Raw genomic sequence first — 18,553 nt, 5'->3', positions numbered from 1 at the left:
TTCGTAACTGCGGCGAAAAGCACGAAATAAGGTTCGAAAACGTACTTTTTGGGTACAGTCTTGGAAAATGTGAGTAGGGGGACTGATAATCTTGTAACCAAGAGAAAACAACAACACGAAGTTGTGTGTCCAAAGAAGGGTACAGGTAATGGGAAAGAGCAATCGGGGAGTTATCGGTATAGTGGCGGCGTTGCTTTGCATCGGCAGTCTGGCAGGTTGTGGAGCCAAGAGTTCGGAACCGAGTGTGAGCGATGTGGCCGACAGGTTCTCTGCGATGGAAAAGTATGATGTCAAACCCAACGGAGACGTGACAACCGTTACTGCTTCCAAAAGCGGCACGCTTTATGTTTTGGCTTATCGTGATGATCTGAAAAAGATGAATGCCGAAAGCTGCACTGTCGATGGCAATCCCATGAAAGCCAGCACCGAAGACCTCAACTACCCGGATTCCAAAGGCAAGAACCTCTTCGCATTTGCACAATCGAAGGTCGGGCAAGCTGGTGACCACAAGCTCAGCTGCAACCAGTCCGGGACGGCCAATTTAAAAGCGCTGTTTGAAGCAACAAAATAGACGATTTTCGAATCTTCAATACAACTGAGGAGAAGAAAGATGAACGGTACGAAACGTATTTCCCGCTTACTGACATGCATAGTTGTTTGTCTTGCTTTGCCGTTATCTCTAGGAGCCTGTGGGGATGATGGCTCGCTGCCGCATGGTAACGAAAGCATTGCTTCCTCGGAATCAGCGAAGATCAAGGATACGGGCGAAAACTTTTTCAAAGAAATGTATGAAGGCGATTCAAAATCAATTATGAGTTATGCCAGTAAACGTTGCTCGGATGATACATCTTTAGCCAAGAAATACGATTTAATCGGCTCGTTGAGACTCGATAAAAATTGGCATAAGAATCTCTTACACATTACTCAAGGTATTGAGAAAGGCAAGGTGGTAAAGGGAGATTCCGATTCTTCGGCTATCCTCACAAGCGATGCAGTGGTCGATTTAGGTTTTGCCAAGGAAGATGGACAGTGGAAAATCGACTATCAGACTTGTAAATCGGTCGCACAAGGCGGATTCATCAAAGACGATTGACCTTGCTTTTCTTCCGCCGGAGTTGGTTATCGGACGCACTGAGATAAGTTCGTAAGTAACGCGAAAGCCGGCCCCTATGAGAGACACAGGCACTCCGGCTTTCACTTCCCTTCCCTCCTTGGAGGTGGGCTTGATTCAAGCGTAATATAAAAAGTCGCTTGCACCAAATCAATTGATGCAAGCGACTTTTGCTGGCTATGAAATTTAGCCCTTACTTCACGGCGTTGAGCCACTGTTCCTTGGTGGCTTTTTCGGCCTCGAGCTTGGACTTCTTGGCAGGGTCGGACTCGGCGGCGATCTGCTTGTCGAGCTCATCGAGCTGGGCCTTGAGCTGGGTCTCGAAGCTGGAGACGCGGGCGTCGGCCTCGGGGTCGCTCTTCTGCCAAGCGGCCTGTTCGACGGCCTTGATCTTGTTGTCGACGGCGTCGAGGCGGCTTTCGATGCGGTGCATGTCCTCGCGAGGCACGTAGCCGATCTGGTCCCACTCGTCCTGGATGTCGGCCAGAGCCTGACGCGCCTTCTTGGCGGCCTTCTCATCGGCGACCGGCACCAAGGCCTCGGCCTTCTTCAAGAGCTCTTCCTTCTTGGCGAGGTTGTCCTTCTCGTTGGAGCTCATCTGGTCGCGGTCGGCCTGACGCGCGTTGAAGAAGACGTCGCAAGCCTCGCGGAACTTGGCCCACAGCTCGTCGTCTTCCTTGCGTCCTGCGCGTCCTGCGGCCTTCCAACGGTCCATGAGTTCGTTGAACTGGTGCGAGGTGGCGCCCCAATCGGTGGAATCCTTGATTTCGTTGGCTTCCTTGATGATTTCTTCCTTGACGCGCTTGGTCTCCTCGCGGGAGGCGTCGCGAGCCTGAGCCCACTTGCGACGGTGCTGGTTGAAGGTGGTGCGGGCGGCGGAGAAACGCTTCCACAGCGCGTCGGCGGTCGGCTTGTCGATGCGGATGCTGGTGCGCTGATGCTCCTGCCACTGCTCGAAGAGCGAACGGAACTTGTCGGCGGTGGAACGCCAATTCGTGTTCTCTGAAAGCGAATTTGCCAGCGCTTCAGCCTTCTCGACGATGGCCGTGCGTTCCTTGATGGCTTTCTCGAGCGCGGCCTTGCGAGCCTCGGCGAGTTCGGCCTTCTTGGCTTCACCGGCCTTCTTCAGCTCCTCGTACTGCGTCTTGAGTGCGGCAATGTCGCCAACAATGGCGGGGCTGGCGGTTTCCTCGCCAAGCGTCTTGACGGATTCGTCAATCTCATGAGGCTTGATATTCGCGGCCTTGAGGCGCGTGGCGAACAGGTCGAGCTTGGCCTTGAGATCGAGGTAACGGCGTGCGTAAAGCGTCAGAGCTTCCTCGTTCGTGGCGCCAGGGAACTCGCCCACTTCGCGCTCGGTTTCGCCTTCACGCACATAGACGGTGCCTTTTTCGTCGACACGACCGAACGCTTCGGCGGCCTTCACATCGGCCTCGGAGTAAGTGTGAGCAGGTGCTGCGACCGGGTGTTTCGCCGGCTTCTTGGCAAAGGCCAAGGGGGAGGGGACGTGCGGTTTTGGTGCGGTCTTAGCTGGAGCGGCCGGGGCAGGCGTAGCTGCAGCAGGAGCAGAAGCGTCCGGCGTGTCGTCAGCCTTCGGTGCTTCTGGAGCAGCAGGTGCTTTTGGCGCTTCAGCTTCGGGCGCTTGCTGTTCGGACGGAGCCGAGGGGGCTGCCGGTTCTGTCGGTTTGGACGTGGCGCTGGCCTGTGCGTCCGCGGCAGGCTGCGCTGCCTGTGCGTTGGATTCATTGGTGTTTTCGGGTTCAGTGACTTGTTCGTCGGCCATGGCCAGCTCCTTGAGAGTCTTCGTGTAACAGGTGTTGCAAAAGCCGAGACGGATGCCTCATTTTTCCACAACACCACTTATTATAGGGAGTTATGGCAAAAGGCGCATCAATATCAGGATTTCCGGAATGGCTACCCGAAGAAAGGGTGGTCGAACAGCGTGTCATCGACACGGTCCGCAGGGTTTTCGAACTCAACGGATTCATCGGCATCGAGACAAGAGCAGTAGAGGAAGGTTCAAGCCTTCTCAAAAAAGGCGAGACCAGCAAAGAGATCTATCTTCTGTCCCGTCTGCAGGAAGTCGGCCACGAATCCGACACGCCCATCGAGCATCGTCTTGGCCTGCATTTCGATCTGACCGTTCCGCTGAGCCGTTACGTGGTCGAACATTCCGGCCAACTCGCCTTCCCGTTCAAGCGTTGGCAGATTCAGAAGGTCTGGCGCGGCGAGCGTCCGCAGGAAGGCCGCTTCCGCGAGTTCGTCCAGGCTGATATCGATGTGATCGGCAACGGTGAGCTTGAGGACCATTACGAGGTTGAGCTTCCGTTGGTCATGGTGCAGGCTCTTGAGGAACTGCGTCAGTTCGGTCTGCCCAAGGCAACTGTGCACGCCAACAACCGCAAGCTTTCCGAGGGCTTCTATCGTGGGCTTGGTTTGACAGACGTTGAAGGTGTATTGCGCGAGATCGACAAGCTCGACAAGATCGGTGCCGACGAAGTGGTCAAGCTTCTCGTAAGCGAATGTGGCGCGACCGTGGCACAGGCACGTGCCTGCCTCGAATTGGCGGAGCTCACGGCCGCCGACGGCAAGGAACTGTTGCAGAAGTTCGATGAGCTCTGTGCTAAGCATGATATCGCGTCGGACAGCGATGCCTACAAGCTCGCCCGTGAAGGTCTCGACACGTTGGCGATGATTGTCGACGAAGCGGCCATTACCCGTCCCGGTTCCGTCATCGCGGATCTCAAAATCGCACGTGGCCTTGATTACTACACCGGTTCCGTTTATGAGACGTTCTTGGATGGTGCGGATCAACTTGGTTCCATCTGCTCCGGCGGTCGTTACGACAACCTCGCTTCGCAAGGCAACAGGAAATATCCCGGCGTCGGCCTGTCCATCGGCCTTTCGCGTTTGGTCTCCTACATGCTGCACACCGCCGGTGCGCACGCCTCTCGCGTTTCGCCCGCAGCCGTCATGGTTGCGGTCTGGAATGAAGACGATCGTCTGGATTGCAATCACATCGCCGCTGCCCTGCGCAAGCGCGGCATCGCCGCCGACGTGGCCCCGAAGGCCGCGAAGCTTGGCAAGCAGATCAAATACGCCGACAAATTGGGTATCCCCTATGTCTGGTTCCCGGCTGACGCATCGGGCGACGGCGAGGGCAGCGACCATGACGAGGTGAAGAACATCATCACCGGTGAGCAGGTTCCCGCCGATGTCAAGTCATGGCAACCCGATACTGTGTATGCTCAGCAAACCGTCTCTTTGGACAAGTAAAAGAGCGCGGATTTTCGCGGTTTCCGAACGGTTAGTAGATAAGGAATAGAGGGAGCATGAGCCAGACGGCTTATAGAACACACCATGCCACTGAAGTGACCGAGGAATTGATCGGTCAGAAGGTAACCCTTGCGGGCTGGGTTGACCGCAGGCGCGACCACGGCGGCGTCGCTTTCATTGATTTGCGCGACAGCACCGGCCTGGTGCAGATCGTCATCTACGACGAGGAGATCGCCCGCCCGCTGCGCAGCGAGTTCGTGGTGCAGGTCGTCGGTGAAGTGCGTGAGCGTCCGGACGGCAACGAGAATGAACACCTTTCCACTGGCAAGGTGGAGGTCGTCGTCGAAACCCTCAAGGTGCTGGCCAAGTCCGACGCGCTGCCGTTCCAGGTTTCCACTGCCCTCGAGAACGAGGCCGAGAACAAGCTCCCGGGCGAGGATGTTCGCCTGAAGTATCGTTACCTCGATCTTCGTCGTCCTTCCATGCAGAAGAACCTGAAGCTTCGCAGCGACATGACCCGTGCGGCACGTCACGCGCTGGAAGATATGGACTTCACCGAGGTGGAGACCCCTACCTTCATTAAGTCCACGCCGGAAGGCGCACGCGACTTCGTGGTGCCGGCACGCTTGGTGCCCGGCTCCTGGTACGCGCTGCCGCAGTCCCCACAGCTTCTGAAGCAGCTGCTGATGGTGGGTGGTGTCGAGCGCTACTTCCAGCTTGCACGCTGCTACCGTGACGAGGATTTCCGTGCCGACCGTCAGCCGGAGTTCACCCAGCTCGATATGGAAATGAGCTACGTGGATCAGGAGGATGTGATGGCCATGGCCGAGAAGGTCATCGCCGCCATCTGGAAGACCCAAGGCTACGACGTCAAGCTGCCGATCGACCGTATCACCTGGCAGGACGCCATGGACAAATACGGTTCCGACAAGCCGGACCTGCGCTTCGGCAACCCGATCGTCGAGCTCACCGACTACTTCAAGAACACTCCGTTCCGCGTCTTCCAGGCGCCTTATGTCGGTGCCGTGGTCTTCGAAGGCGGAGCCGATACCCCGCGTCGTCAGTTCGACGCATGGCAGGAATGGGCGCGTCAGCGCGGGGCTAAGGGTCTCGCCTACGTCCAGTTCACCGGCGACGGAACGCTCAAGGGGCCTGTGGCCAAGAACCTTTCCGACGAAGAGCGCAACGGCCTCAAAGAAGCCGTGGGCGCCAAGGACGGGGACGCGGTGTTCTTCGCCGCCGGTACCCGCGAATCCTCGCAGCTGCTGCTCGGCGCCGCCCGCGTCGAGATCGCGCGTCGCGCGGGTCTGCTCGACCCGAAGAAGTTCGCCTTCACTTGGGTTGTCGATTTCCCGCTCTTCAAGCGCACCGATGACCCGGATGACGATGACGTGGCCGTGGGCCATTCCAAGTGGACTTCCATGCACCACCCGTTCACCATGCCTTCGGCCGACTGGATCGACAAGTTCGATAAGGATCCGGAACACGCCATGAGCGACTCCTACGACATCGTCTGCAACGGCGAGGAAATGGGCGGCGGCTCGGTGCGTATTCACCGCAACGACATCCAGGAGCGCGTGCTCGACGTGCTCGGCATCGGCGAAGAGGAAGCCCAGGAGAAGTTCGGCTTCCTGCTCGAAGCGTTCAAGTACGGCGCACCGCCTCACGCGGGCATCGCCCTTGGCTGGGACCGTACGGTTTCGCTGCTTGCCGGCGTCGACACCATCCGCGACGTTATCGCCTTCCCGAAGGCTGGCGGCGGCCGTGATCCGCTCACCGGCGCTCCGGCTCCGATTTCGGATGCCCAGCGCGCCGAGACCGGTGTCGATTACGACCCGGAAGAGGATAAAGACTGATTTGGTTGTATAGGTTTTCTTTACCACTTCAGTAGTTGTTTGAATGTGTCCAGTTCATTGTTGAGCTGGGCACATTTGTATACCGGATAACCAGTATCTTGCGACGGTTCAGAATATGACGGAATCGACGATGCCACTTTTGCAGGCATCGGAAAACTGGTACCGGAGCGTAATGCAATATGATAAGATACTTATGAAAAAAATAATCTGATATAACCGACGATTTCAAATAATTCGCGGTAACAAATTATTCCAAGTAATACGCATATAGCATTGATTGCTGATATTTCCCAATAATTTCGCTGGTAACTATGTGGTAACAGTGTGCAGTTATACTGCTTTTCATGTCTGAAACAAAAGAAACCACTATGAAAGCGCGCGAAAACGGCGCGTCTGGCCTCGCGGTGAACGAGAACCATCCGCTGGTCGAGCTCTCGCACGTCGAAAAGCATTTCGGCAAGCTCCATGTCTTGAAGGACATCAATCTCAAGGTCAACAAGGGCGAGGTGCTTGTCGTCGTTGGGCCTTCCGGTTCCGGAAAATCCACGATGTGCCGCACCATCAACAGGCTGGAAACCATCGATTCCGGCACCATCCGCATCGACGGACAGCCGCTGCCGCAGGAAGGCAAGGATCTGGCGAATCTGCGCGCCGAGGTCGGCATGGTCTTCCAGCAGTTCAATCTTTTCGCCAACAAGACGATTCTGCAGAACGTCACACTCGCGCCGGTCAAGGTGCGTCACATGGACAAGAAGGATGCCGATGACCTCGGCATGGACCTTCTGGCCCGCGTCGGCGTCGAGAACCAGGCCAACAAGATGCCCTCGCAGCTTTCCGGCGGCCAGCAGCAGCGCGTGGCCATCGCCCGCGCGCTGGCCATGCAGCCCAAGATCATGCTCTTCGACGAGCCCACCAGCGCCCTCGATCCGGAAATGGTCAACGAGGTGCTCGACGTGATGATCAAGCTTGCCTCGGAAGGCATGACGATGATCTGCGTGACCCACGAGATGGGCTTCGCGCGCAAGGCGGCCGACCACATCGTCTTCATGGCCGACGGCAAGATCCTTGAGAAGGGGACGCCTGACGAGTTCTTTGATCATCCGAAGACCGAACGCGCCAAGGACTTCCTTTCGAAGATCCTTACGCACTGACTTCCTGCAGGCGTGCGCAAAAAATATCGGAGATATCGGTATTTGATATAAAACGATATCTGGTAAACATTCGAACAATTGCGAGACACGTTTCAGCAGCAAAGAGAACATAATCGTTAATCCGCTAATCAGCGAATGGGGAAGTATCGGGAAAGCAAAAGCCTATGAAACCATCATTCAAACAACTTTCGCGCACCTGGCGCAGGGTCCTTGCGGCCTTCTGCGCACTGGCCTGCGTATTCACCGTGGCCGCCTGCGGCTCGAGCAACGAGGCGGGCAAAATCCGCATCGGCATCAAATTCGACCAGCCTGGCGTCGGCTTCAAGAAGTCCGGCACCTACGTCGGCTTCGACGTGGACGTGGCGCGATACATCGCCCGCAGGCTCGGCTATTCGGACGATGAGATCGTCTGGAAGGAAGCGCCGAGCAAACAGCGTGAGGCCATGTTGCAGAACGGCGACGTCGATATGATCGTCGCCAGCTATTCCATCACCGACGAACGTAAGAAAGCTGTCAGCTTCGCCGGGCCGTATTTCGTGGCCGGACAGGACCTGATGGTCCGTAAAGACGACCACGAGATCACCGGACCCGATAGTCTCAACGGCAAACGCCTCTGTTCGGTGACCGGCTCCACATCGGCCGAAGTGGTCAAACAGAAGTTCGCCTCCAAAGTCCAGCTGATGGAGCAGCCCGGCTACGCGGAATGCGCGACGGCGCTGTTCAGCGGCATCGTCGACGCGGTGACCACCGACGACATCATCCTCGCCGGTCTCGCCTCGAACGCCCGCGGCAGGCTGCGCCTGATCGGCAAGCCGTTCACGCAGGAATATTACGGTGTTGGTGTCAAGAAGAGCAATATCAAATTCGCCAAGAAGATCGACAAGGCCATCGCGCAGATGGAAAAGGACGGTTCCTGGCAGCGCTATATCAACGACAACACGCGTGGCGTGAAGTATAAACCGAATATGAAATACAATCCGCCCAAACCGGACCTCGGAGAGACGGGAGCCGCGAAATGAATGAACTTATGCAATTGTTCAGCCAGTACAACGTGCCGGGCGCGTTCCTCGTCAACATCGAGCTGACGCTCTGGTCCGCGCTGTTCTCGTTGATTCTTGGCGTCATCCTGCTGATGATGCGCATCTCGCCGATTTCCTCGCTGCGCACTGTGGCGAGTGCTTACGTCGAGTTCTTCAAGAACATGCCGTTGACCATCATCATGGTCTTCATGGTGCTCGGTGCCTTCGCCCAGTTGAAGCTCACGTTCTCGAACTCTTTCGCCACGAACTTCTTCTGGCTGGCGGTCACCGGCCTTTCGCTCTACACGGCGGCCTTCGTCTGCGAATCCCTGCGTTCCGGCATCAACACCGTTCCGCTCGGGCAGGCCGAGGCGGCTCGTGCGCTGGGACTTAATTTCATGCAGTCGGCCACGCAGATTATCCTGCCGCAGGCCTTCCGTGGTTCCGTCGCGCCGCTGGGCAACACGCTGATCGCGTTGCTCAAGAACTCGACGGTCGCCGCAGCCGCATCGGTAGCCACCGAAACGTCCAGCCTGATGAGCGAGATGATCGAGTTCCATGCGAACTCCATCGTCGCCATCTTCCTGATCTTCGCGTTCGGCTACGTGATTCTGATCATTCCCATCGGGGCGCTGACCACAATCCTTTCCAACAAGCTTGCGGTACGGAGGTGAACGCATGAATAAGAACAACAACGAATCGGCCGTGCTCTTCGATGAGCCGGGGCCGAAAGGCAAACGCAACATCCGCATCGCCAACTGGATCGGTGGCATTATCGTCGCCATCCTCGTGGTGCTTATCCTCATGCGCCTGCACAACCCGCCGGACGGCGAGAACCAGCTGGACTGGGCGTTATGGAAGCCGGCGCTTGACGGCGAAGCTTGGACGGACTTCTACCTGCCTGGCCTGTGGATGACCATTAAGGCGGCGGTTCTGGCCGTTATCGGGTCTGTGGTATTCGGCTTGATCTTCGGTATCGGCAGGCTTCTGCCGAGCAGGATCGTACGCGCGGTTTCCGGCGTCATCGTCGAATTCTGCCGCGCGGTGCCCGTGCTGATGTTCATGATTTTCTTCTGGAGACTCTTCTCCTTCATGGGCATTCAAAGCGCCTCCTACTGGGCCGTCGTGCTCGGTCTTATCCTTTATAACGGTTCCGTGGTCGCGGAACTCGTGCGAAGTGGCGTCGGCAATCTGCCCGGCGGCCAGCGAGAGGCCTCGTTGGCCTTGGGCCTGACCACCACGCAGTCGCTGATGCAGATCGAAGTGCCGCAGGCCGTCTACGCCATGCTGCCGGCTGCGGTCACCCAACTGGTCGTCGTATTGAAGGACACGGCGCTCGGCTCGATCATCATGTATACGGATTTGTTGCAGGAATCCCGCCGCCTCGGCTCGATGTACTTCAACATCCTGCAGACGCTGGTTGTTGCCGGCGTGGTCTACTTCATCGTCTGCGCCCTGCTTTCCAAGCTCGCGGAATGGCTGCCGAGCCGTATGCAGGCCCGTACCGCCGCTCCGGCCGAGCCTGAGCCAGTTGCCCCGATCGCCATCATGGACGCTTCGAACGTCAACCAGATCGCGGTCGCCAAGGAAGTGGACGAGGACCACTACGGTGGCGTGCCGCGTCAGTACCACGTGCATCATCGCGGCACCAACGCTTCGGTCCACGAATGGCGTAAGACCCGCTATATGCAGGGTTATGACGCCACGCATCCCGAAAGCGAAAAGGAACCCGACCGCGTCGAGCTTCCAGACATTCCTCTGCCGGGCAAGAAGTCTCGTCCGCATGGGGACAAGCCTCAAACGCACAAGGATAAGTAGTTTGTTGATATAAGCTATACGGAATGATGGCCGCCAGTTTTGGGCGGTCATCATTTATATGGTGAGTGGGTAATAAAGAAAATTTAGAGTTTGTTCTTGTACATTGCTATTGTGTTAGTCCAATCTTTTCAGTTGCAATCGCAAACTTATTGATATTGATGAAAGCTGAATGGTACTGACTTAAGATTGTGATAGCCTATATACGTAAAGAATTGTGTATGTAGTCTTATGAAACCGAGGTGCTGAAATGACAAATTATTCAAATATGCTAAGTCGTGCCACAGCTCCTACCGGACGCGATTTGAAACAGAATGAGTATTGGCAGTCTTTGGAACGTTCGTTTAATAGTGACTTTGTGGATAAGGCCATAGAGGAATATGACAGACGCAAGCGACTGCCGATGGACTGAAGTTGCGCCCGATTATTGGGGCAGACTTCAGGATTTTTCCTGTGCTACCGAAATCGATGCCTTTTCTTCGTTTGATACGGTGAAAAGGCACGGTCATTACTATCCAGTTTTTGAATGGGAAGTCCAATCAACAATCCGTAATTTTCGTGCGTGTGACGCAGCAAAGCAGTGGGCTGAGATTTGTGTGTCCAAAGACAAACAAGAACGAATCTGGTCGTTTGTATGGTTTGGTGTCGTCGGTGGAAAGAAACGTGACGCCAACGGTTCATACATGATAGGTTACATTGCCCGATCTCTTGAAACGCAGGGATGCCATTTCGGAGATGCGACGTTGCATCATGCCTTAGCCGTTTTGAAGAAAAATCAGAAAGAGACTGGACGCCGTCCCGTTATTGGTGCTCGAATCGATCCAATGAATCTCGGCAGCATAAATCTTTTTAAGCGTAATGGTTTTATAGATATGGGTGTTGATCCGGAAGCAACGGAATATCATCGCTGGGTTCGTATTGGTTTTGATGACATTTAATTGCACTGGTTACAATAAACCAGTAACTGAAAGTTATTAATTTTATAATTCAAATCAACTAAAAATAATTCTCAATCGTGTAGACTTATTTTTCTCCAAAGCGATAATTGAAACAGGAGCTAATTATTTCGATACTCCGTTCAGCCCTTTTAGACATTTATTAAGTTCTTGTAAATCCTGATGGATTAGCTCTAATGGCTCAGGATGTGTTGACAGATAAGACATGTAATTAAAATCAAGACGATACTCATCTTTTAATGTGCGATTAAAATTATCTGAATATATTAGTTCAAATGTGACTTCAGGCAAGGTGAGTAAAACATCAGAATTTTCTAGTGGTTTTATTGAAAGAAGGGAATAAAATAAACTTGATTGAGGAGATAATGAAGTAATTGAATGACCGCTAAAATCTCTATCCAACCTATGAATCATTCTTGTAATCTCAAGATTTTCTTGTAATGAGTCAATATTATCGATAGACGGATAAACTTTTATATCTTTGGCCTGTGTTTTGCCGCTATTAGTTATTTTTAATATGACAACCGTTCTTGTGAATTCGTATGAGACTTCCACAAAAGGTCTAAGCTCATTCCATAAATCTTCTTTACGGTTTTCTTCTTCTTCTTGATGATGTGTTTTGTTCACTCTGTATTCTGCCCACGCCACTGATAATGCAATAGTGGCTACGAGGAATGTGCCTAAAGACCACCACTGAGTCCAACCTTCCCAGCCCATACTTTGATTGGACGCCCATTCCCAAATAAAAGGTAAAATAACAAACAAAGTTAATATAGCTAAGCCAGTTAAAGATATTGTAAGTACTTGTTTGTGCATGTTATAAAAGTTTTTCATATTGATAGTTTAAACAATGGTATAAAACGACCTACTTTCCCTTAATTATAAGATGAAGGATGCTGTACCGTCAAAAACAGAACTCATAATGAGGTGGCATATTCATCGTGATGCGAAGAGTAGCGAGCGGACGATAGAGTTGGGGTTATGACACAGAGTTTAGGGGAATTGGCGCCTAGTTGGGGCGGCAGCGGGGACGAGCGGCGAAATATCGATGCCGATGAGATTTATGACAGGTTCTTTGAGTGGGTGAAGGGCGTCAAGGGCATCGATCCGTGGCCGCACCAAGAAGAAGCCGTCATGGACTTGTTGGCCGGAGACCACGTCATCCTGAGCACGCCGACCGGGTCCGGCAAATCGCTGGTGGCATTGGGCATGCATTTCGCGGCGTTGTGCACTGGACGGCGTTCGTATTATACGGCGCCTATCAAGGCGTTGGTTTCTGAAAAGTTCTTTGATCTGGTCGAGGCGTTCGGGCGCGACAATGTTGGCATGATTACGGGGGATACCAGCATCAATTCTGATGCGCCGATTATCTGCTGCACCGCCGAAATCCTCGCTAATCAGGCCTTGCGCGAGGGTATCAACGCCGACATCGGCTGCGTGGCGATGGATGAATTCCATTACTATGGCGATGCCGACCGTGGATGGGCCTGGCAGGTGCCGCTGTTGACGTTGCCCAAGACGCAGTTCCTGCTGATGAGCGCGACACTCGGCAATGTCAACGCCATCGCCGACAAGCTCGAGGACATGACCCGGCGCGATGTGGACGTGATCGATGACGCGCCGAGGCCGGTCCCGCTGAGCTACGAATACACCGACAAACAGCTTGCCGGAACGGTTGAGCTGCTCTTCAATCGCGGCGATACCCCTATTTACGTTGTCCATTTCTCCCAGGACGCGGCGCTCGAAACTGCACAGGCCCTAGCCAGTACGGGCGTTTCCAGCAAGGAACAGCGCAAGGCCATCACCGAAGCCATTAAGGGAACCCGCTTCACCACGGCGTTCGGCAAGATTCTGCAACGACTGTTGCGCACTGGCGTCGGCATTCACCACGCGGGCATGCTGCCGCGTTACCGCCGTTTGGTTGAGCAACTGGCTCAGCAAGGCTTATTACCGGTGATTTGTGGCACTGACACGCTCGGCGTCGGCATCAACGTGCCGATTCATTCGGTCGTCTTGACTCAGCTCACCAAATTTGACGGGTTCAAGATGCGCAGGCTGCGCGCCCGCGAATTCCATCAGATTGCCGGACGCGCCGGACGCATGGGCTTCGACACCGAAGGATTGGTGGTGGCCGAGGCCCCCGAATTCGAGATCGAGAACGCACGGGCCATCGCCAAAGCCAACGGAGACCCGAAGAAGCTCAAGAAGATCAAGCGCAAAAAGCCTCAGGAAGGTTTCGTCACCTGGAACGAAGGCACGTTCGACAAGCTCATCGAAGCTGCGCCCGAAACGTTAGTTCCACATATGAAAATCAGCCATTCCATGGTCCTGAACGAGGTGGCGCAAGGCGGCGACGCCCGGGCCCGCATCGACAGGCTCATCGACGATTCCTCTCAGACGCCAGAGCAGAAGGAACATCTGCACGAGCGCGCCGACGAGATTTTCCAGACCATGTTCGACTCGTCGTTCATCGAAGCGGAAGACAACGGCCGCGGTGGCAAAGATTACTTCCTGGCTGTCGATGTGCCGGACAATTTCGCGCTCGACCAGCCGCTTTCACCGTTCCTGTTGGCGGCGCTGGAACTGCTCGACCCCGAATCCGACACCTACGCGCTCGACGTCATCTCGATGGTCGAGGCGACGCTTGAAGACCCCAAGCAGGTGCTCAAAGCCCAACAGCGGCAGGCACGCGACAAGGCGATGGCCGAGATGAAGGCCGATGGCCTCGATTATGACGAGCGCATCGACAAGCTGCAGGAAGTGACTTGGCCCAAGCCGCTCGAGGAAATGCTCGATGCCGCCTTCGACGAATACCGCCACGACGTGCCATGGGCCAATGACTACGAGCTGAGTCCGAAATCGGTGGTGCGCGACATGGTGGAGACGGCCAGCGATTTCACCGGCTACATCGCCCGCTACAACATCGCGCGAAGCGAAGGTACGCTGTTGCGTTACCTTTCCGACGCCTACCGGTCATTGGCCCGTACGGTTCCCGTCGAGAAACGCGACGACGAGCTCGAAGACATCATCTCATGGCTGCGCGTGGTCGTGCGTTCTGTCGATTCCAGTCTGGTCGACGAATGGGAGAACGCAGGAAGCGAGTCGGCAGCCGATGCCGAAAACGCCGGGCTTAATGCCGCCGCGCCCGGTGGCAAAGCCGCCGTGGTGGAGGACCGGCGAGGGCTTATCGTGCTCATCCGCAACGCCATGTTCCGCCGCATCCAGCTCATGGATCAGGACAAACCTGAGGCGCTTGGCGCGCTCGACAAGGACTGGGGCTATGGCGTGCACGAGTGGGAAGACACGTTGGACGACTACTACGACGAGCATGAATACGTCGGCATCGACCAGAAGGCCCGCAGTGGTGATCTTTTCATTTTGGATGACCGCAACGAGGCCAAGGAACACACTTGGAAGGTGCGACAGATCATCGACGATTCCGACGGCGACCATGACTGGGCCATCACCGGAACCGTTGACCTCGACGCCACACAGGAAAACGGCGAAGTGATTTTCGTGGATTACCGCGTCAGCGACGACGGGCTTGACTGAGCAGGAACGGGGCGTCGTTCAATTCCCGTTGCTCATCGTTCTTTGCCTTCTGCTAAAGTTGATTACGCAACAGATGCCTTCATGTCCGGATTGTGGACATATGGATTGAAGTAACGGTTGCCTGAGTATGGTGAAATTAGTGGTTTCTTTTCGGCATAAAGGGAATTTGATTTCCGGTCGACAAAGAAAGACAAAAGACAGTCAGGGTGGTTGAAGATGAAGCGGATGAGCGTGAGCAGGATGCGTCCTGTTACGGCGTTTGCCCTTCAGCGCGCCTTCGCAGTGGTTGTGGCAAACTCTGATTGCAACAATACCAATAACGACAACTGGCAGTGGTGGCACAGATAAACAATCTGCCCCGCTTGTCGGTCACAGGTTGTGTTCAAAAACCTGTGGTTCCGGTCGATCAATGGGATGAATCACAGATTGTGGTTCATCCCTTTTTTGTGGTCTTGACGGTCGGTTTGGCCAGGGTGGTGCGGTATGAAAATGGAAAGGAGGTGCATGTTGGTCGATATATGAAGGCGTTGGTGTTCCGAGGCATTGCCGACGATTTACAGCCGTGATGCTAGGAATGAAAGTCAATTCAGAGAAAAGCAAGAAAAAGCAACAAGAATGGGTATGACGATGAATTTACGAAATGGCAAGATGAAGCCGTCGTTGGTGCTTGCGGGCAAGCGTGGTGGCAAGGCTATGGCGGCGGGCTTGGCTTTGGCGCTCTGCGCGAGTCTGCTTTCGGCATGCGGCAGCGGAAGCGATGATTCCAAAAAGAACGAGAGCGCGAAGGGTACGGCTACCATCACCGCCTACGACACAGAGCCGCAGAGCCCGCTGGTGCCAGGGGATACCAACGAAACCGGTGGCGGCAAGCCGATTGGCCTGCTCTTCTCCCAACTGGTTCGCTTTGAACCCAACGGCAAGGCCGTCAACGAGGTGGCGGAATCGATCAAGCCCGACGCAACGCTCCAGAAATACACCATCAAGCTCAAAGACGGATGGAAATTCAGCGACGGCACGCCGGTGACCGCGAAATCGTTCACGCGCGCCTGGAGCTATACCGCCAACGCGAAGGATGCGCAGAAGGGAACCTCGTATCTGACGACCATCAAAGGCTACAAGGACCTGCAGGACCCCACGAAGCTCAAAGGCGACGAACAGCTTTCCGGGCTTTCCGTTCTTGACGACAAGACCTTCACCGTCGATCTGGAGCATCCCGACGCCACATTCCCGATCAAGATCGGCTGCTCGGCATTTTCGCCGCTTCCCGATGCGTTCTTCAAGGACCCGAAGGGATTCGGCCAGCATCCCGTCGGCAACGGCCCCTACAAGTTTGCCAGCTGGGATCATGATGCGTCCATCAAACTGGTGAAGAACCCCTACTATCATGGCGGGCGCACGGTCAAGAACGCCGGCGTCACCTTCAAGGTCTATACCTCCGACCAAGCCGCATACTCCGACGTGCAGGGCGGACAGCTCGACGTGATGGAGATCGTGCCTGCAGCGGATTCCAAGTCCTTCAAAACCGATCCGCAAGTCACCGCTTACAACAAGCCTGGTTCACGTCTTTCCATGCTTGGGCTGACCTCGCGCCTGCCGCATTTCGTGGCCAGGACCGAAGAGGGTACGTTGCGCCGTCAAGCGGTTTCCATGGCGATCGACCGCAAGAACATCATCAACAAGATCCTTTACGGCACGGCCACCCCGGCCCGCGAGTTCACCTCGCCGCTGGTTCCTGGATACTCGCCTGATCTTCCCGGCAACGACGTGCTCAACTACAACCCGAAGAAGGCCAAGGAACTTTGGGCGAAAGCCGAAGCCATTTCCAAGGACACCGATCCGTTGGTCATCACCTACAACTCCGACAGCGGACTCAAGCCCGTCTACGACGCGATCGCCAATTCGATCAAGAACACGATAGGCCTCGAGGTCAAAACCAACCCGATGCCGACCTTCAAGGAATACCGCAGCGCGGTGGAGGCCAGAAAAGTCGTGGGCGCGACCCGATACGATTGGACGCCGGAATATCCTTCGCCCGAGGCCTATCTGTTCCAGCATTTCGACACGCGCACAGCCCACGGCGCCGGTGCCAATGATACGGACTACATCAACCCCGATTTCGATGTCTACATGGACAAGGCCTATGCGGCCAAGTCGACCGCCGAGGCCAACAAGATCTATCAGGAATCCCAAGCCATCATCCTGAAGGATCTACCGGTGGTCCCACTGTATTACAACAATGCGCATGGTGTCGCCGACAAGGCCATCAAGGGCTTTGGCATGGATTGGAGCAACAACATCATCTATGAGAACCTGACGAAGTGATGTTCTTCTAGCAGGTCAAACGTAAATGCGGGGCAGACGGAAATGTCGTCTGCCCCGCATTTTGTTGTGTTATTTCGGGTTATAACGTTTGGGCGTTTATAACGTTACGAACGTCATAGCCTTACGGCGTTATAACGTTTATAGCGGTTTGGAATAGATCATGTCGAGCGTCGACTCGATTTCCGGGTAACGTTTCACCGACGGCTTGAAGATCGGGTGGCCCGCGGCTACGACCATCAGCGGATGTTCCAGCGTGCGCAGGTTGTCGACCGGGTTTTCTGCCAATACCAGCAGATCGGCGGATTTGCCGACCTCGAGCGAACCGGTGATATCGCTGACCCCGATGATCTCGGCGGTGACCTGCGTGCCGGCGTGGAAAGCCTCTGCGGTGCTGAAGCCGCTATAGCGGTGGAGGAGATCCATCTCGCGCCAGGTGCCATATGCCATCGAATACGGAACACCGGTGTCGGTGCCTACGCCGACCTTGATGCCGGCCTCATGGGCGTCGCGCGCGCCTACGACCACGCCTTTGGCGATAGGAATCGAGTTGTCCAGCTGTATCTCGGTCATGTGCAGGGTCTCTTTGGTAAGGAACGCGGTGGGGAGGCCTGCAGAAAGCGTCGGCTCAAGGGCGCTGTAGCCGCGAAGCGTGAGCGGGTTGTTCAGGAACATCCCGATCAGCTCGTCGTCCAACGGGCAACCATGCTCGATGGTGTCCACGCCGGCCTTGAGGGCGTTGTAGACACCTTGGCGGCTCTGCGCGTGCGCGGCGACGATGATGCCGACCTCATGGGCGGTCTCGCAGATGGCGCGCATCTGCTCGATCGACATCTGCGGCGTTCCCGCCTCGCCTGGAACCTGCGAGTCCGTCACGCCTCCGGTGGCGGCGATTTTGATGGCCCTGACCCCGTGGGCGATGTTGACCGCCGTGGTGTGCCGGGATTCTTCCGGTGTGGCGCTTTCCAGCGCGGAAAGCGGGGCGCCGTGCCCGTCGGGGATGGACATCATCGGGCCTGCCGGGATGATGCGTGGGCCGACGACGATGCCGTCCCTGATTTCGTCGCGCAGCCAGGTGAGCTCGTAGCCGATGTCGCCCACCGAACGCACCGTGGTGACTCCGGAGTTGAGCATCGTCTCGATATTGGACTTGCTGTTGAAATACATGAAGACCTGGCCGGGCAGCGAGCGCAGGAGACGGACCAGACGGCGCTGGCCGGTCGGGGTCTGGTTCTTCGGGTTGCCGGGCAACCCTTTGGAATTGGTGTGGATATGGCCGTTGATCATGCCCGGCGAAACGACCTTGCCGGTGGCCTCGAGCCGGTGATACCCGTTGGGCACGGTGACCGACGCACTCGGCCCGATGGCTTCGATCCTGCCCACCTCATCGACCACGACGGTGGAATCGGGTATGGAACGCCCGTCCTCGTCGCCAGTGGCAAGCGTGGCGTGCTCGATGGCGAACGGTTCAATCGTCGGATGATGTGGCAGACTCATG

Annotated in this window: 15 protein-coding genes; 12 read left to right on the top strand and 3 right to left on the bottom strand. The window is 55.7% G+C overall.

Annotated features, from left to right (window positions below; all coding sequences use genetic code 11):
* Positions 1 to 148 precede the first annotated feature (148 nt).
* A complete protein-coding gene (locus tag OZX62_RS05935) occupies positions 149 to 571 on the top strand; it encodes a hypothetical protein (RefSeq protein ID WP_277175322.1) in 423 nt (140 codons plus the stop codon).
* A 39-nt stretch (positions 572 to 610) separates the two neighbouring features.
* The gene (locus tag OZX62_RS05930) at positions 611 to 1,093 is read left to right on the top strand and encodes a hypothetical protein (RefSeq protein WP_277175321.1); all 483 of its coding nucleotides are present in this window, start codon (positions 611 to 613) and stop codon (positions 1,091 to 1,093) included.
* A gap of 211 nt (positions 1,094 to 1,304) precedes the next feature.
* Here OZX62_RS05930 and OZX62_RS05925 read toward each other — a convergent pair whose 3' ends face one another.
* Positions 1,305 to 2,894, bottom strand: a complete 1,590-nt coding sequence (locus tag OZX62_RS05925) for a DUF349 domain-containing protein (protein WP_277175320.1) — start codon at positions 2,892 to 2,894, stop codon at positions 1,305 to 1,307.
* A 92-nt stretch (positions 2,895 to 2,986) separates the two neighbouring features.
* On the opposite strand from OZX62_RS05925, the gene hisS reads away from it, so the two are divergent.
* The 7 genes from hisS to OZX62_RS05890 all read left to right on the top strand — a co-directional run bounded on the left by hisS (position 2,987) and on the right by OZX62_RS05890 (position 11,166).
* On the top strand, positions 2,987 to 4,387 hold the full coding sequence (gene hisS, locus OZX62_RS05920; RefSeq protein WP_277175319.1) for a histidine--tRNA ligase: 1,401 nt from the start codon (positions 2,987 to 2,989) through the stop codon (positions 4,385 to 4,387).
* A gap of 56 nt (positions 4,388 to 4,443) precedes the next feature.
* Positions 4,444 to 6,243, top strand: coding sequence for an aspartate--tRNA ligase (aspS, locus tag OZX62_RS05915; protein ID WP_277175318.1), 1,800 nt, complete (start codon positions 4,444 to 4,446; stop codon positions 6,241 to 6,243).
* 368 nt (positions 6,244 to 6,611) lie between these two features.
* Positions 6,612 to 7,394: an amino acid ABC transporter ATP-binding protein gene (locus OZX62_RS05910; protein WP_277175317.1), complete on the top strand. Its 783-nt coding sequence runs from the start codon at positions 6,612 to 6,614 to the stop codon at positions 7,392 to 7,394.
* Between the two features lie 164 nt (positions 7,395 to 7,558).
* A complete protein-coding gene (locus tag OZX62_RS05905; RefSeq protein WP_277175316.1) occupies positions 7,559 to 8,413 on the top strand; it encodes a glutamate ABC transporter substrate-binding protein in 855 nt (284 codons plus the stop codon).
* On the top strand, positions 8,410 to 9,087 hold the full coding sequence (locus OZX62_RS05900) for an ABC transporter permease subunit (protein WP_277175315.1): 678 nt from the start codon (positions 8,410 to 8,412) through the stop codon (positions 9,085 to 9,087). Before OZX62_RS05905 ends, OZX62_RS05900 begins: the two co-directional genes overlap by 4 nt.
* A gap of 4 nt (positions 9,088 to 9,091) precedes the next feature.
* Positions 9,092 to 10,231, top strand: a complete 1,140-nt coding sequence (locus OZX62_RS05895) for an amino acid ABC transporter permease (protein WP_277175314.1) — start codon at positions 9,092 to 9,094, stop codon at positions 10,229 to 10,231.
* A 377-nt stretch (positions 10,232 to 10,608) separates the two neighbouring features.
* Positions 10,609 to 11,166 carry a hypothetical protein gene (locus OZX62_RS05890; RefSeq protein ID WP_277175313.1) on the top strand — a complete coding sequence of 186 codons (558 nt, stop codon included), beginning with the start codon at positions 10,609 to 10,611 and terminating at the stop codon, positions 11,164 to 11,166.
* 123 nt (positions 11,167 to 11,289) lie between these two features.
* On the opposite strand, the gene OZX62_RS05885 is transcribed toward OZX62_RS05890, so the two are convergent.
* The gene (locus OZX62_RS05885; protein WP_277175312.1) at positions 11,290 to 12,000 is read right to left on the bottom strand and encodes a hypothetical protein; all 711 of its coding nucleotides are present in this window, start codon (positions 11,998 to 12,000) and stop codon (positions 11,290 to 11,292) included.
* 165 nt (positions 12,001 to 12,165) lie between these two features.
* On the opposite strand from OZX62_RS05885, the gene OZX62_RS05880 reads away from it, so the two are divergent.
* From OZX62_RS05880 to OZX62_RS05870, 3 genes are all read left to right on the top strand, one after another.
* A complete protein-coding gene (locus tag OZX62_RS05880; RefSeq protein ID WP_277175311.1) occupies positions 12,166 to 14,736 on the top strand; it encodes a DEAD/DEAH box helicase in 2,571 nt (856 codons plus the stop codon).
* A gap of 335 nt (positions 14,737 to 15,071) precedes the next feature.
* Complete coding sequence (locus tag OZX62_RS05875; RefSeq protein ID WP_277175310.1) at positions 15,072 to 15,302, top strand: hypothetical protein; 231 nt, start codon at positions 15,072 to 15,074, stop codon at positions 15,300 to 15,302.
* Between the two features lie 127 nt (positions 15,303 to 15,429).
* Positions 15,430 to 17,058, top strand: a complete 1,629-nt coding sequence (locus tag OZX62_RS05870; protein WP_348519306.1) for an ABC transporter substrate-binding protein — start codon at positions 15,430 to 15,432, stop codon at positions 17,056 to 17,058.
* 138 nt (positions 17,059 to 17,196) lie between these two features.
* Here the strand turns inward: OZX62_RS05870 and OZX62_RS05865 are convergent, their stop codons facing one another.
* Complete coding sequence (locus OZX62_RS05865) at positions 17,197 to 18,552, bottom strand: amidohydrolase family protein (protein WP_277175308.1); 1,356 nt, start codon at positions 18,550 to 18,552, stop codon at positions 17,197 to 17,199.
* Position 18,553 lies beyond the last annotated feature (1 nt).

It is taken from the genome of Bifidobacterium sp. ESL0690 (genome assembly GCF_029392315.1).
Classification (GTDB): Bacteria; Actinomycetota; Actinomycetes; order Actinomycetales; family Bifidobacteriaceae; genus Bifidobacterium.
Note: the sequence above shows the minus strand (reverse complement) of the source record. Positions and strands in the feature narration are given on the sequence as shown.

What these genes read in the sequence shown, in the direction of transcription:
- OZX62_RS05935 (WP_277175322.1), top strand. Translation starts at nt 149, where the DNA reads ATGGGAAAGAGCAATCGGGGAGTTATCGGTATAGTGGCGGCGTTGCTT.
- OZX62_RS05930 (WP_277175321.1), top strand. Translation starts at nt 611, where the DNA reads ATGAACGGTACGAAACGTATTTCCCGCTTACTGACATGCATAGTTGTT.
- OZX62_RS05925 (WP_277175320.1), bottom strand. Translation starts at nt 2,894, where the DNA reads ATGGCCGACGAACAAGTCACTGAACCCGAAAACACCAATGAATCCAAC.
- hisS (WP_277175319.1), top strand. Translation starts at nt 2,987, where the DNA reads ATGGCAAAAGGCGCATCAATATCAGGATTTCCGGAATGGCTACCCGAA.
- aspS (WP_277175318.1), top strand. Translation starts at nt 4,444, where the DNA reads ATGAGCCAGACGGCTTATAGAACACACCATGCCACTGAAGTGACCGAG.
- OZX62_RS05910 (WP_277175317.1), top strand. Translation starts at nt 6,612, where the DNA reads ATGAAAGCGCGCGAAAACGGCGCGTCTGGCCTCGCGGTGAACGAGAAC.
- OZX62_RS05905 (WP_277175316.1), top strand. Translation starts at nt 7,559, where the DNA reads ATGAAACCATCATTCAAACAACTTTCGCGCACCTGGCGCAGGGTCCTT.
- OZX62_RS05900 (WP_277175315.1), top strand. Translation starts at nt 8,410, where the DNA reads ATGAATGAACTTATGCAATTGTTCAGCCAGTACAACGTGCCGGGCGCG.
- OZX62_RS05895 (WP_277175314.1), top strand. Translation starts at nt 9,092, where the DNA reads ATGAATAAGAACAACAACGAATCGGCCGTGCTCTTCGATGAGCCGGGG.
- OZX62_RS05890 (WP_277175313.1), top strand. Translation starts at nt 10,609, where the DNA reads ATGACAGACGCAAGCGACTGCCGATGGACTGAAGTTGCGCCCGATTAT.
- OZX62_RS05885 (WP_277175312.1), bottom strand. Translation starts at nt 12,000, where the DNA reads ATGCACAAACAAGTACTTACAATATCTTTAACTGGCTTAGCTATATTA.
- OZX62_RS05880 (WP_277175311.1), top strand. Translation starts at nt 12,166, where the DNA reads ATGACACAGAGTTTAGGGGAATTGGCGCCTAGTTGGGGCGGCAGCGGG.
- OZX62_RS05870 (WP_348519306.1), top strand. Translation starts at nt 15,430, where the DNA reads ATGGCGGCGGGCTTGGCTTTGGCGCTCTGCGCGAGTCTGCTTTCGGCA.
- OZX62_RS05865 (WP_277175308.1), bottom strand. Translation starts at nt 18,552, where the DNA reads ATGAGTCTGCCACATCATCCGACGATTGAACCGTTCGCCATCGAGCAC.